Source organism: Buchnera aphidicola (Microlophium carnosum) (assembly GCA_011752475.1).
Classification (GTDB): Bacteria; Pseudomonadota; Gammaproteobacteria; order Enterobacterales; family Enterobacteriaceae; genus Buchnera; species Buchnera aphidicola_BG.
The window spans coordinates 85777-100128 of the sequence record CP048747.1; the positions used below are offsets into that span (position 1 = coordinate 85777).

Below are 14352 nucleotides of genomic sequence, written 5' to 3' on the forward strand. Positions count from 1 at the left end.
GATGTTTATTTATGACATCTGAATATGTCATGGAATTATTTCATAATTCCATAAAAGTTGCATTAATTATTGCTGCACCATTATTATTAGCAGCTTTAATTAGTGGTTTAGTTATTAGCATCTTACAAGCGGCTACACAAGTTAATGAACAAACTCTATCTTTTATTCCTAAAATTATTTCTGTTTTAGGCGTAATCGTAATACTTGGACCCTGGATGTTAGGTATTATGCTAGATTACATGCATAATTTATTCAATAGTATACCTTTGATTATTAAATCATAATGTTAACATTTAATAGTTTACAATTGATAACCTTAATTAGTAATTTTTTCTGGCCTATGGTACGAATTTTATCTTTTTTTTCTACTGCACCTATTTTTAATGATAAACTTATTAATAGAAAGAATAAAATTGTTTTATCTGGCATGATCAGTTGGTTAGTATTTCCTCTGTTACCTGAAGTTCATACAACATTGTTTTCATATTTGGGATTGTTGTTACTTTTACAACAAATATTAATTGGAATTGTTTTAGGTTTTACTGCACAATTGTTATTTGTTACAGTAAATTTAGCTGGTGAAATAATAGGCTTACAAATGGGTCTATCATTTGCAACTTTTTTTAATCACAATAGTCATATTGGTATTTCTGTAATATCTCGTTTATTGAATATTTTGACTTTATTTTTTTTTCTAATTTTAAATACTCATCTTTATTTAATTTCTATATTAATTGATAGCTTTTATAGTATGCCTATTGATAGTTATTTTTTAAATGTCAATATTTTCTTTATCTTATTAAAATTTTCTAGTTATATTTTTTTTAATAGCATTTTATTTATTTTTCCAGTTATGATTGTTTTATTATCTCTTGGGTTTATAATGAGTTTATTAAATCGTTTATCTCCCCAGATATCTATTTTTTCTATTGGGTTTTCGTTAAATGTATTAGTAGGGATATTAGTTTTATATTTTTTAATACCTGTTACATTTCCTTTGTTTAAAAAAATATTATATGATTTAATGTTTTTTATAACTCACACTTTTTTAAATATATAGTTTTTATTTTATTATTTAAATGGTATAATTTAATTTAAAAAAGATAACTATTATACATTATTATGTATTTTAAGATTGGAATTTTTTTTAAAAAATTCTTATAAATAAAGTATAATTTTTCTAAAATTATACTTTAGTTTTTAGTATAAAATAAAAATATTTTTTAATAGAAATGTATTATTTTTTTATTTGATCTTGCCTTCGTTATATAAGACATGTTTTCGAATTACAGGATCATATTTTTTGAATTTTAACTTATCTGGCGTATTTCTTTTATTTTTAGTTGTAGTGTAATAATGTCCAGTTCCTGCAGATGATATCATTTTTATTTTTTCACGAGTTTTTTTAGCCATTAAATCACCCTTATTTTTTATAATTTATTTTTTTTATTATTTTTTCAATACCGTTTTTGTCAATACAACGCATTCCATTAGCTGAGACACGTAATTTAACAAATCTTTTTTCATCAGCAATCCAAAATCGATGGTATTGAATATTTATTAAAAATTTTCTTTTAGTTGCATTCATAGCATGAGAACGATTGTTACCAATCATTCTTTTTTTACCAGTAACTTGACATATACGTGACATCATTTTTCCCCTTGAAGTATAATACGATATATTTTAAATCAATGAATTTTATCAGCATTATTGTCTTATAAAATCAAAAAAATATTTTAACATATTATCAAAAACTATAATAGTTGTTTAACTTTCGATATTTTTTATAAAACAGGATCTAGTATATTGCAATATTATAATTAATTTTTAATATTACGTAAATTTATTATAAAGTATTTTAAAAATCATACTTACATAATAGAAAAATATCGTTTTTTTATTGTTTTTAATATAAAATATATCATGTTAACTCTTAGTTAATTTATTATAAATTAATTTTTATATTTATAATTTAATACTAAATCAGGACAATTTTTATGAGTATATATCAGAGATGCTTATCTAAATCTTTGATTTTTTTTTCTACGTTCTTTGTAATTTTTTTATTATTTATAGAAAGTAATATTGGATTTAAATATTTTTTTAATTTTACTAGTCGTTTTTTTATAGGATTAAAAGCAGAAGAAATATCGGGAAATTGGCGTGATTTTACTTTAAAAAATGCTGAATATAATGCTTTTGGTATTTCAATGAGAACAAATAGTGTACATGTGATTCTAGATACTCAATCTCTATTTAAAATGGAAACAAGTTTTAAAGAAATTAAAACAAAAACTTTGATCGTTTCATCAGAAAACAATATATCCCATAATTTTTTAAAAAAAAATACATCTCTTAATATTTTTAAAAAAAATATTTTTATAAAATATCCCTTAATTTTTCGAAAAATACATGCAGATAAAATTTTTTTTAAATCGCCAGGAGTACATATATGTTTTTTAAATGTTTTAAGTAGTATAGAGTTAGTTAAAAATAATATTATTTTTTCACCTACTTATATAAATTCTATTTATTTATCATCAAAGGTTGATTTAAAAAAAAAAATATTTTAAATCATTCAACTTTGAAAGAGAAATTTAATAAATATAAAAAAATATATAGTTTTTTACAATTTTTTTCATATGAACAAAAAAACTTTATTCCCTTAAATATTAATTTTAAATCTTTAAAATGTAATAAAATAAAATTTATAGATTATAAAAATAATAATGTCTTTAAAGTAGAGTTCAAAGCTAAAATAGAAAATAGTATTTTAAAAATAAAGAATCTAAAAATAGATTCTTCTTTTTTAAAAACAAATTCTTATGGAAAAATTTTTTTTAATAATCATGGTTCAACTTCATGTTTTATCAATACTGGAATAATGACGCCGATATTTCATAACAAAATTATGCATGTTTCATTTACAGCAGGTTTAAGTACTCATAATAAATTTAAATTTAAATTAAAATCTAAAGATTTATATAATATTAAAATTTATGGATTAGTTTTTTTAAACAGTGTAGATTATCCATTTTTTATAAAATTAAAGAGTAACAATTTATCTTTACCAATTAAAAAAGATTATATATTAAAATTAGATAATTTTAATGGTGTTTTGAAAGGAAAAATTAATAATTATTTTTTATCTTTAAAAAATATTTTTACTCTACAAGGTTTTCCTTCAATATTTATTGATATTAAAGGAAGCGGTAATTTACAGAATATATTTTTAAAAAAAATTAAATTTATTCCAGTTAAACAAAAAAATTTTTATAAAAAAATAATTAATTTAAAAGAAAATATTCAACATAATAAATATATATTAAAATTAATAGGAAAAATGAATATAGCAGGAAACTATGATAATAATATAAGTAATTTATATATTCCTAAAATACATTTAGATGGTAATATCATAAGAAAACAATTCTCTGTACTAGGCTCTCTATACTATAAAAACTTTAATTGTATAGATATTCCTGGAATAGATTTATTTTTAGGAAAGAATAAATTACATTTCAATGGTTCGTTAGGAAACAAATATAATATTTATTCATCTTTTTATGCTAATAATTTAAATTATTTTACACCTAATTTAAAAGGTAGAATTAAAGCAAAATTAAATTGTTACGGCGATTATTTATTTCCTACTATTACCAGTCAAATTTTAGCTAGTGATTTAGATTGGAATAATACATATTTAAAAAATATAAAAATATCTACGAAAATAAATATGAATAATAAATTTTTAGGAAAAATATTAATAGACGCAAAAAAAATTCATTTTAATAATTTTTATATTAATACTTTACGTATTCACACTTGTTCTTATAATAATAAACAACATTTTTCTTTTTTATTAAAAAGTCATAAACTATATATAAATTTAATAATCAATGGATTTTTTAATAAAAAAACAGGAAATTGGAAAGGTTTTTTTAAAAAAGTCAAGATTCAAACTTTTTTAGGACAAGTCAATGCAAAAAAAAATAATTTAATTAATTATTATGATTCTAATAATAATATCAGTAATTTTTATCAAGAAAATATTAGAAAAAGAGATAATTTTTTATCCTTTTTACATAACATAAAAATATCTTTTTTTAATATATTTAATCCAGAACTGCTGAATTTTAAAAGTGAATTATCTATTAATTCACAATTTCAATGGAAATTGAAAAAAAATATTTATGATAGTAAATTAATTCTAATAGGCAATAATATAAAATTAGAAAAAAAGATCAATAAAAAAATTTTTATTGAAAATATAGATTATTTTAAAATATCTATTCATTTAATAAATAATGATTTGAAAAGTAAATGGATGGTAAACAAGATAAGAGACTCATTGCAAAAAAACAGTATCGTAGGATATTTAAATATTATAGATATTTATGATAAAAAAAATATAGAAGGTGAATTTATTGTTGATCATTTCCCTTTTTCTTTTATAAATTTTTTTACTTTAAACTTTAAACAAGCAAATGGTATTTTTCAAAGTAAAATAAATATTTTTGGTACTTGGTATCAGCCTAAAGTTTCGGCTGATGTTAGTTTTCAAAATATTTTTATCAGAAGTAATAAAATATTAAAGTATATAACTTTATTTTTTCCTTATTTTTCAGGAAAAATAGATATTATAAAAATTAATCAAGAAATTATAATAGACAAAGGAAATATATTATTTACACTACATCCATTTCTCAAGAATTCTACTAATATAGAATGGACTATTGCATTTAATAGTAAAAAAATATCAGTTTTGATTTTTCCTAAAATAAAACTAAAATTTTCTTCTCAATTGAATTTGCACTATTTACTTTCAAAATATGATTTAATTGGATATATAAGATTTTTATTATTTTATTTTAAAATTAATGAAAAAAATTTTATTTTTTAAATATATTACAAATATTATTTATATCAAAAAAATATTATTGTTGTTGCTTAGCACGATTATATGCATTTTTAATTTCTAATTTCGCATCTTGACAATCTCCCCATCCAACAATTTTTACCCATTTTCTTTTTTCTAGGTTTTTATAATGTTGAAAAAAATGAGAAATCTGTTTTTTTAATAATTCTGGTATATCTGATATATCATTTATATTTTTGTATTCTTTACAAATTTTACTTTTAGGAACTGCTATAATTTTAGCATCATCACCTGATTCATCTTGCATTTTTAAGATTCCAACAGGTTTGCAGTGAATAACACAGTTCGATTGTATTGGATAGTATGAAGATACTAAAACATCTAAAGGATCACCATCTAGAGATAAAGTTTGATTAATATAACCGTAGTTACAAGGATAAAACATGGGAGTAGGTATAAAACGATCTACGAAAAGCATACCTGATTTTTTATCTATTTCATATTTAATAGGAGATGAGTTTGATGGTATTTCTATAATAACGTATATATCATTTGGTATATCATCACCGGCAATAATTTTTTTGAAATTCATTTTTTTCCTTAATAACAATCTTTGATTGTTCTAGTATATTAGTTAAATGAGCAAATAATCATATGACATTCAATAAATTTTAACATTGAAGAATAATTATATCTATATTTTATACAAAGTAATTTATTTTAATTTTAAGTATTTTTTAATATAATCTTTATATATAAAAAAATATTTTTACAAGGGTTAATATATATGGAATTAATTAAGGAAATCGAAAAAGAAGAATTATTTCTTATGAATGTAGTTAAAGAAACTCTTCAACTATCTAAAAATAAAAGTACTGCTGTTGAAGTATTTGTCAAAAAAACAATAGGTATTAGTGTTACTATAAGAAATAGTATTATTGAAAATGTAGAGTTTAATAGTGACGGTGCATTATTTATAACAGTATATAATAAATTCTCTAAAGGTAGTGTTTCATCAAAAGATTTTAGTATCAATAGTATTGAAAAAATGTTAGATATAGCTATCAATATTTCAAAGTATTCATCTTCTGATTTTTTTTCAGGTTTGCCAGATATAAAGTTATTATGTTTCCATTGTATAGAACTTAACTTATTTCATCCATGGGAATTTAATGTGAAAAATGCAATTGATCTTTGTGTCTCATCAGAGAAAGCAGCTTTTAAATTTGACAAGAGAATTATTAATAGCGAAGGTAGTTTTTTTAATAGTTATGCAACTATAAATGTTTTTGGAAATAGTCTAGGTATGTTAGAAAAATATAAATCTACTCGTTATTCAACTTATAACTGTATAGTTGCTAAAGATAAAAATTCTATGCAAAGAGATTTTGATTATTCTGTTTCAAGAAAAATAGACAATTTAGTAAAACCGGAAATATTAGGTCAAAAAACTGCTGAACGAGTCATATCTAGACTAGGTTCTCGAAAAATACATACTATGAAATCTCCAGTTATTTTTTCATCGGAAATATCTCATATCTTTTTTTCGCATCTTGTTCATGCTATTAGTGGTGATAATGTTTATCAAAAATCTACATTTTTAATTAATGATTTAAAAATGAGAATTTTCCCTGATTGGCTGAATATCGAAGAAAATCCTCATTTAAAAGAAGGATTAGGAAGCAAACCTTTTGATAATGAAGGTGTAATTACAACAAATAAATATATTATTCAAAACGGAATATTACAAACTTGGTTATTAAATAGTTACAATGCACGTAAACTTAAATTAAAAAGTACAGGAAATTGCGGTGGAATTTATAATTGGTTGATTTCAAATAGCAACATATCTTTTGAAGAGCTTTTAAAAAAGATGAATCAGGGAGTATTAGTAACAGAATTAATGGGACAAGGTGTAGATATAATCAGTGGTAATTATTCACGTGGAGCAGTAGGTTTTTGGGTTGAAAAAGGAAAAATTTCTTATCCTATTAATGAAATTACTATATCTGGTAATTTAAAAAATATGTGGAATAATATTATTGATATTAGTACTGATATTGATAGTCGTAATAATATTCAATGTGGATCAGTATTATTATCTGAAATGCAGATTTCTGGAAATTAAATTACATTCTTGAATGCTTTAAACATTAATCAATTAAAGGTAATAAACTTATTACCTTTATAGAAATTTTTTAGACTGGTGAAGTTGACCTGTAAGCCGGGTTCTGTTTTAACAGTCATTCATCTAGATTAGTAATTACTTACTAACTCAAGCAGCCTACCCAGGTTTATAAAGTACGAGCAATACGCAATAATTTATCCTATATTTGGCTTTGCTCCGGGTGGAGTTTACCATGCCATAAATTGTTACCAATTATGCGGTGTGCTTTTACCACACCTTTTCACCCTGGCCATATTTTTTATTAAAAAATAGGTGGTTTTTTTTCTGTTGCACTAGTCATAAGCTTACGCTTTCCAGATGTTATCTGGCACCCTGCTCTATGGAGCCCGGACTTTCCTCTTTTTAATTTTTAAAAATTAAACAGCGACTGTTTGGTCAACTTCAAGATTAATGATACATTATTCATGTAATATTGTCACTCTTCTTTTTTTATCACGTATTGATATAAATTATTTTTACTAATCTTATGTATTTGGGAAGTAATTAAAACTGATGTTTTTAATGAAAAAAAATTTCTTAATATTAAAAATGTATCCAAGATTTTTTTTGATAAATTATCTGTTTTTAATTTTTTAAAACCATCAACAATAATTACTATTTCTCCTTGATAACGATATTTATCAGCTTTAAGCCATTGAAGCATTACACTTGCTTTTGCTCCATAAATAGATTCCCATTTTTTTGTAATTTCTCTTGCTATTACTACGTGTCTATTTTTATCTATTTGTTCTATTATATCTTGTATACTTTCAAGTATCCTATATTTAGATTCATAAAAAATAATTGTTCGTGTTTCTTCTTTTAAAGAATAGAGTAAATCACGTCTTGCTTTTTTTTTAGAAGGCAAGAATCCTTCATAGCAAAAACGATTATTTATTATTCCAGAAGCACTTAATGCTGTAATAGCAGCACAAGGTCCTGGAAGAGGAATAACTGTTATATTACAAGAATGGCATTTTTTTATTAATATACCGCCAGGATCATTAATAATTGGAGTGCCTGCATTAGAAACTAAAGCAATTTTTTTTCCTTTTTTTAGTTCTTGAATTAAGTTATCACTTTGTTTTTTTTCATTATCTTTATTCATTAATATTAAATAGTTTTTAATATTAAAATGTTGAAGTAAAATATTAGTATGTCTAATATTTTCAGCTACAATTATATGAACATCTTTCAATATTTTTAATGCCCTATAACTTATATCTGAAAGGTTACCGATAGGAGTTGGTACAATATAAAGTATACCAATGTAAAATTCATTCATTTTTTTTATCCATAAAATATCGTTATATGTATGATGAGAAATTAAATTAATTTAAATATTTTATTGTGCATGTAAAATTGCGCTTTGATTTTTTATTACTAGTTTTTATTAGATATATAATTTTTCATAAATTTAAGGATTAAAAGTGAGACGAGTAGTGATAACAGGTATTGGTATTATTTCGAGCATTGGTAATAAAAAAAAAGAAGTCCTTGATTCTTTATATAATGGTGCTTCCGGAATTGTTTTTTCAGAAGAAATGAAAAAATTAGGAATGCGTAGTAACATTTGGGGTAATATTAAATTAAAAAGTATGAATATGATATCACAGAAATTGTCTCGATTTATGAATAATGCCTCTAGATATTCTTTTTTGGCGATGATTGAAGCTATCAAAGATGCCAATATAGAAAGTGCAGAATATCAGAAAAATCCTCGTGTTGGATTAATTGCTGGATCAGGATGTAGTTTTTCAAAAAATATTATTGAATCTAATATAAATACTATGAAAAATACAGGTTTTTTAAACTATATTAGCCCTTATCTTGCAGTTAAAACTATGCCTTCTGGAATATCGGCTTGTTTATCTACTTTTTTTAAAATTTATGGAATAACTTATTCTATAAGTTCAGCTTGTGCTACTTCTGCACATTGTATTGGACATGCATTTGAATTAATTCAGTTTGGTAGACAAGATATTATTTTTGCAGGTGGAGGTGAAGAGGTGAGTTTAGAATTAGCTAGTCAATTTGATGCAATGCGAGTGCTCTCTACAAATTTTAACAGTAATCCTGTGAAATCATCACGTGTATACGATATAAATCGTGATGGTTTTGTTATTTCAGGTGGTGCAGGAATGCTAGTTATTGAAGAATTGAGTTCTGCTTTATCTCGTTCTGCTCATATTTATGCAGAAATCATCGGATATGCAGCAACATCTGATGGTTTTAATATGGTATCACCTTCAGGAAATGGAGCGCTTCGCTGTATGAATTTAGCAAGAAAAGATAAAAATATCTCCATTGATTACGTTAATGTACATGGAACTTCGACGAAAACTGGTGATTTAATAGAACTAAAAGCAATTAAAAAAGTGTTCTTAAATGAAAAAAAACCAATGATTTCAGCAACAAAATCAATGACAGGTCATTCGTTAGGAGCTTCAGGAGTACATGAAATTATTTATACTCTATTAATGTTAAAATATGATTTTATTGCTCCTTCAATCAATATTGAAACATTAGAATCTTGTGCAAAAGATATGAATATTATTCAAAAAACTACAAATATAAAAATTAGAACAGCGATGTCTAACAGTTTTGGTTTTGGTGGCACTAACGCTTCATTAATAATAAAAAAATATTGATAAATATATCACTAATCATTTAAATATTTTCAATAAAATTAATCTGTAGATATATTAAAAATATTTATGAAATTTTTTGAAAATTATTTTTATATTAAGAAAATATATATTTTTTATGTGTGTTTATTTAATTTATACTAGTTAGAAAAAATCATTTTAATATTTTTAATATTAAAATGATTTTTTGTTATTAATATATAATGTTTTAATTAGTACTGAGTAGAAATATATTTATTATTTTTTCATTGATATATTTTTAAATTTAAATTTTTTATTTTTAAGAAAAATGAGATTAACTATGAATCAATTAAATGCTTTAAAACAATTTTCAACGATAGTTGCAGATACTAGTGATATAGAATCTATTTGCAAGTATACACCAGAAGATGCTACTACTAATCCATCTTTGATACTTAAAGCAGTAAGTTTGAGTGTTAATCAAATTTTTATAGATCAAGCTATAGAATATGCAAGAAAGAAAGGGGGTTTATATAAAGAACAAATAATTAATGCAAGCGATAAAATATTAGTTGATCTTGGAATAGCAATTTTAAATAAAATACCAGGTTATGTTTCTAGTGAAGTTGATGCTCGATTGTCTTTTAGTACAGAAAAATGTATTTTAAAAGCAAAAAAAATAATTAATTTGTATGAAGAACAAGGAATTCCTAGAAGAAGAGTGTTAATTAAATTAGCTGCTACATGGGAATGTATAAAAGCTGCAGAAGAACTTAAAAAAGACAATATTCTTTGCAACTTAACTCTTTTGTTTTCCTTTGCTCAAGCACGCGCTTGCGCAGAAGCAAATGTTTTTTTAATATCTCCTTTTGTTGGTCGTATTTACGATTGGTATATTTCTCAAAACTTACTATCTAAATCTTTTTCAGGAAAAGATCCTGGTGTGATATCTGTTTGTAAAATATATGAATACTATAAAAAACATAATTATAAAACTATTATTATGGGAGCAAGCTTTCGTAATATCCAACAAATATTATATTTATCTGGATGTGATCGACTAACTATTTCACCTGTTTTATTAAAAGAACTAGAATCTAATACTGGAAACATTGATAGACAACTTAATCCTCCTAGTTCTACTTCACTTCCTCCAATAAAACTTTCTGAAGAAGAATTTCGATGGGAACATAATCAAGATCCTATGGCTGTTCAAAAATTATCTGAAGGTATACGTATTTTTGGAAAAGATCAATTATATCTAGAAGAAATATTCTCTAAAAAGATATAAAACGTTTTTTTAAAATAAAACTTCACTAGTAATATTTTAATCTAAAGGAAAATCTATGTTTTTACGAAGAGAACTAGCTAATGCAATCCGAATATTAAGTATAGATGCTGTACAAAATGCGCAATCAGGTCATCCTGGTATGCCTATGGGAATGGCAGATATTGCTGAGGTTTTGTGGAGAAACTTTTTAAAACATAATCCAAGAAATCCTAATTGGACTGATCGCGATCGTTTTGTATTGTCTAATGGACATGGTTCTATGTTATTGTATAGTTTGTTACATCTTACAGGATATGATTTATCAATAGAAGAGCTAAAAAATTTTAGACAACTTAATTCAAAAACTCCAGGACATCCTGAAACAGGTGAAACACCTGGTGTAGAAACAACTACCGGTCCATTAGGACAAGGATTGGCAAATGCTGTTGGTATGGCTATTGCAGAAAGAACTTTAAGTTCTTATTTTAATCGACCAGAACACGATATAGTTAATCATTATACTTGGGTTTTTGTAGGTGATGGTTGTTTAATGGAAGGAATTTCTCACGAAGTATGTTCTTTAGCAGGAACTTTAAGTCTTGGAAAATTAATTGTTTTTTATGATAAGAATGGTATTTCAATTGATGGAAAAACATCTAATTGGTTTACTGATGATACAGCAAAACGTTTTGAATCGTATAATTGGCATGTAGTAGATGCGATTGATGGTCATAATTCAGAATCTATAAAAAATAGTATAAAAGAAGCAAAATCAATCATAGACAAACCTTCAATTATTATTTGTAATACTATCATTGGTTTTGGTTCTCCTAATAAATCAGGCACAGCAGAATCGCATGGCGCTCCACTTGGTGAAGCAGAAATTGCTTTGACTCGAGAACAATTACATTGGAAGTATCCTCCTTTTGAAATACCTAAAAAAATTTATAAAGAATGGAATTTTGTAGAAAAAGGTTCTGAACTTGAAAAAGAATGGAATAAAAAATTTTCTTCATATCAATCTAAATATTCTAATTTATCGTTAGAATATTTACGACGAATGAAAAAAGAATTACCTTTAAATTGGAGTAAGATAACAAATAATTATATTCATTTTTTACAGGAAAATAAAAAAAATATTGCTAGTCGAAAAGCTTCTCAAAATACATTAGAAAATTATGCTAAAATTTTGCCTGAGTTGATTGGTGGTTCAGCAGATCTATCGCCTAGTAACTTGACTATGTCGTCAGTTTCTAATTCTATTGTAGATCATTTATCTGGAAATTATATTCATTATGGAGTTCGTGAATTTGGAATGACAGCTATTGCAAATGGAATCTCTCATCATGGAGGTTTCATTCCTTATACTGCTACATTTTTAATGTTTGTTGAATATGCACGTAATGCAGTTCGTATGGCTGCTTTAATGAATACTAAACATATTTTTGTATATACTCATGATTCTATTGGATTAGGTGAAGATGGTCCTACGCATCAACCTGTAGAACAATTAGCTAGCTTAAGAATGACTCCTAATATAGATGTATGGAGACCTAGTGATCAAGTCGAAACAGCAATAGCTTGGAAACAAGCTATTGAAAAAAAATCAGGACCTACAGCATTAATTTTATCACGTCAAAATTTAGAACAATTTCATCGAGACTCCAAACAATTAGATAGTATTTCTTATGGGGCATATATATTATACGATTCTAAAAAACCACTAGACGTTATTTTTATATCAACTGGTTCAGAACTGAATATTACTTTAATTGCTGCAAAAAAACTTGTGTCTTTAGGGTATTCTGTACGTGTCGTATCGATGCCTTCTACTAATGTTTTTGATAGACAAGATACTACTTATAAAGAACTTGTATTGCCATCTTATGTTACTAAAAGAATTGTAGTTGAAGCAAGTATAGAAGATTTTTGGTATAAGTATGTAGGACTCAATGGTTTAATTATTGGCATGAAAACATTTGGTAACTCAGCTCCTGCTGAAGATTTATTTAAAAAGTTTGGTTTTACTACTGAAAATATAGTTGATCAATCGATAACTTTATTAAAATCTTAACTTGATTTTTAAAAGTTTTTAATTTTTATGGGGCTTAGTTATAGCCCCATTTTTTATAAAAAATATTGATAATATTTTTTAGTATGAATCCTAGATTAGGAAGATATATGATTTGCTCAATCACTAAATTAGCACAAGAATTAATTTCTATTCCATCTATTAGTCCAAAAGATTTAGGTTGTCAGGATATTATTATTAAACGTTTATGTGCAATAGGATTTAAAGTTAAAATAATTAATATTCATGATACAAAAAATTTTTGGGCTTTTAGAGGTACTGGAAAAACATTCACATTTGCAGGACATACTGATGTAGTGCCACCCGGACCGGAACAAGATTGGTATACTAATCCTTTTGAACCAGTAATTAGAAATGGATTTTTATTTGGACGAGGTTCTTCAGATATGAAAGGTGCTTTAGCAGCTATGGTTATTGCTACTGAAAGATTTGTAAAAAAATTCCCAAAACACAAAGGACGTTTATCTTTTCTTATTACTTCGGATGAAGAGTCTAGTGCAGTTAATGGAACGACTAAAGTAGTAGAATATTTAACCTATAAAAATGATTTTATTGATTACTGTTTAGTAGGAGAACCTTCTAGTACTGCTGTAGTAGGTGATGTTATAAAAAATGGTCGACGTGGTTCAATTACGGCGAATTTAACTATTCATGGAATACAAGGTCATATTGCTTATCCTGATTTAGCAGATAATCCAATACATAAGGGATTACCGATCATTTTAAAGATATTATCTATACAATTAGACAATGGGAATGATTTTTTTTTACCTACGAGTATAAATATTGCAAATATTCATGCAGGAGATGGCACTAATAACATTATTCCAGGTTCCTTATTCGTTCAGTTTAATATTCGATTTAATACAGAAGTTTCTGAGAAAGATATTCAATCTAAAATAGTCAATATATTAGATGAAAATAATATCAATTACTCTATCAAATGGTTGTTATCAGGAAAACCATTTCTTACTAAAAAAGGTTTATTAATAACAACTGTAATACAATCTGTTTCTTATTTTAATAAGAAAAAACCTATTTTATCTACTTCTGGTGGAACTTCTGATGGTCGATTTATTTCCTTAACAGGTTCTGAAGTAGTCGAATTAGGATTAACTAATAGCACAATTCATAAAATGAATGAATGTGTAAAAATATCTGATTTGCAATTATTAAGTTGTATGTATGAAGATATCATGAAGAAGTTATTCACTTAATTCCTTGAAAATTATTTTTCTAATTTTTTATTATAAGTAATGCAGAATATCATGAAGATAGTCTGCATTAATTGACATAAATAATGTTTAACTTAAAAACATTTTTTTAAAACATGA

Annotated in this window: 11 protein-coding genes, 1 other RNA gene and 1 pseudogene; 8 read left to right on the forward strand and 5 right to left on the reverse strand. The window is 24.8% G+C overall.

Annotated elements, in window-relative coordinates:
* The first annotated feature begins 11 nt into the window (after positions 1-11).
* Together fliQ and fliR are read left to right on the forward strand one after the other, a co-directional pair.
* Positions 12-284 carry a flagellar biosynthesis protein FliQ gene (fliQ, locus tag G4A98_00405; GenBank protein ID QIQ41696.1) on the forward strand — a complete coding sequence of 91 codons (273 nt, stop codon included), beginning with the start codon at positions 12-14 and terminating at the stop codon, positions 282-284.
* Entirely contained in the window at positions 284-1060 is a 777-nt protein-coding gene (fliR, locus tag G4A98_00410; protein ID QIQ41697.1) for a flagellar biosynthetic protein FliR, read from the forward strand. Before fliQ ends, fliR begins: the two co-directional genes overlap by 1 nt.
* A gap of 185 nt (positions 1061-1245) precedes the next feature.
* Here the strand turns inward: fliR and rpmG are convergent, their stop codons facing one another.
* Together rpmG and rpmB are read right to left on the reverse strand one after the other, a co-directional pair.
* On the reverse strand, positions 1246-1413 hold the full coding sequence (gene rpmG / locus G4A98_00415) for a 50S ribosomal protein L33 (GenBank protein ID QIQ41698.1): 168 nt from the start codon (positions 1411-1413) through the stop codon (positions 1246-1248).
* A gap of 10 nt (positions 1414-1423) precedes the next feature.
* The gene (rpmB, locus tag G4A98_00420; protein QIQ41699.1) at positions 1424-1651 is read right to left on the reverse strand and encodes a 50S ribosomal protein L28; all 228 of its coding nucleotides are present in this window, start codon (positions 1649-1651) and stop codon (positions 1424-1426) included.
* Between the two features lie 347 nt (positions 1652-1998).
* On the opposite strand from rpmB, the pseudogene G4A98_00425 reads away from it, so the two are divergent.
* Positions 1999-4904, forward strand: a pseudogene (locus G4A98_00425) (translocation/assembly module TamB).
* Between the two features lie 34 nt (positions 4905-4938).
* On the opposite strand, the gene ppa reads toward G4A98_00425, so the two are convergent.
* Positions 4939-5472 (reverse strand): inorganic diphosphatase, encoded by a 534-nt coding sequence (ppa, locus tag G4A98_00430; GenBank protein ID QIQ41700.1) that lies wholly within the window; start codon positions 5470-5472, stop codon positions 4939-4941.
* A gap of 195 nt (positions 5473-5667) precedes the next feature.
* Between ppa and pmbA the strand changes: the two genes are divergently transcribed.
* Entirely contained in the window at positions 5668-7008 is a 1341-nt protein-coding gene (gene pmbA / locus G4A98_00435; GenBank protein QIQ41701.1) for a metalloprotease PmbA, read from the forward strand.
* A gap of 76 nt (positions 7009-7084) precedes the next feature.
* Here pmbA and rnpB read toward each other — a convergent pair.
* An RNA gene (gene rnpB, locus G4A98_00440) (RNase P RNA component class A) lies at positions 7085-7451 on the reverse strand.
* 32 nt (positions 7452-7483) lie between these two features.
* Complete coding sequence (gene rsmI, locus G4A98_00445) at positions 7484-8332, reverse strand: 16S rRNA (cytidine(1402)-2'-O)-methyltransferase (protein ID QIQ41702.1); 849 nt, start codon at positions 8330-8332, stop codon at positions 7484-7486.
* Between the two features lie 145 nt (positions 8333-8477).
* Here rsmI and G4A98_00450 point away from each other — a divergent pair, with 145 nt between their 5' ends.
* From G4A98_00450 to dapE, 4 genes are all read left to right on the forward strand, one after another.
* On the forward strand, positions 8478-9698 hold the full coding sequence (locus G4A98_00450; protein QIQ41703.1) for a beta-ketoacyl-[acyl-carrier-protein] synthase I: 1221 nt from the start codon (positions 8478-8480) through the stop codon (positions 9696-9698).
* 298 nt (positions 9699-9996) lie between these two features.
* Entirely contained in the window at positions 9997-10947 is a 951-nt protein-coding gene (gene tal, locus G4A98_00455; GenBank protein ID QIQ41704.1) for a transaldolase, read from the forward strand.
* A gap of 55 nt (positions 10948-11002) precedes the next feature.
* A complete protein-coding gene (gene tkt, locus G4A98_00460; protein ID QIQ41705.1) occupies positions 11003-13000 on the forward strand; it encodes a transketolase in 1998 nt (665 codons plus the stop codon).
* A 107-nt stretch (positions 13001-13107) separates the two neighbouring features.
* Positions 13108-14235, forward strand: coding sequence for a succinyl-diaminopimelate desuccinylase (gene dapE, locus G4A98_00465; protein QIQ41706.1), 1128 nt, complete (start codon positions 13108-13110; stop codon positions 14233-14235).
* Positions 14236-14352 lie beyond the last annotated feature (117 nt).

Excerpts from the sequence above, each read along its gene's own strand:
- tkt (QIQ41705.1), top strand. The coding sequence starts at position 11,003 with ATGTTTTTACGAAGAGAACTAGCTAATGCAATCCGAATATTAAGTATA.
- rpmG (QIQ41698.1), bottom strand. The coding sequence starts at position 1,413 with ATGGCTAAAAAAACTCGTGAAAAAATAAAAATGATATCATCTGCAGGA.
- rsmI (QIQ41702.1), bottom strand. The coding sequence starts at position 8,332 with ATGAATGAATTTTACATTGGTATACTTTATATTGTACCAACTCCTATC.
- fliQ (QIQ41696.1), top strand. The coding sequence starts at position 12 with ATGACATCTGAATATGTCATGGAATTATTTCATAATTCCATAAAAGTT.
- tal (QIQ41704.1), top strand. The coding sequence starts at position 9,997 with ATGAATCAATTAAATGCTTTAAAACAATTTTCAACGATAGTTGCAGAT.
- fliR (QIQ41697.1), top strand. The coding sequence starts at position 284 with ATGTTAACATTTAATAGTTTACAATTGATAACCTTAATTAGTAATTTT.
- rpmB (QIQ41699.1), bottom strand. The coding sequence starts at position 1,651 with ATGTCACGTATATGTCAAGTTACTGGTAAAAAAAGAATGATTGGTAAC.
- dapE (QIQ41706.1), top strand. The coding sequence starts at position 13,108 with ATGATTTGCTCAATCACTAAATTAGCACAAGAATTAATTTCTATTCCA.
- pmbA (QIQ41701.1), top strand. The coding sequence starts at position 5,668 with ATGGAATTAATTAAGGAAATCGAAAAAGAAGAATTATTTCTTATGAAT.
- ppa (QIQ41700.1), bottom strand. The coding sequence starts at position 5,472 with ATGAATTTCAAAAAAATTATTGCCGGTGATGATATACCAAATGATATA.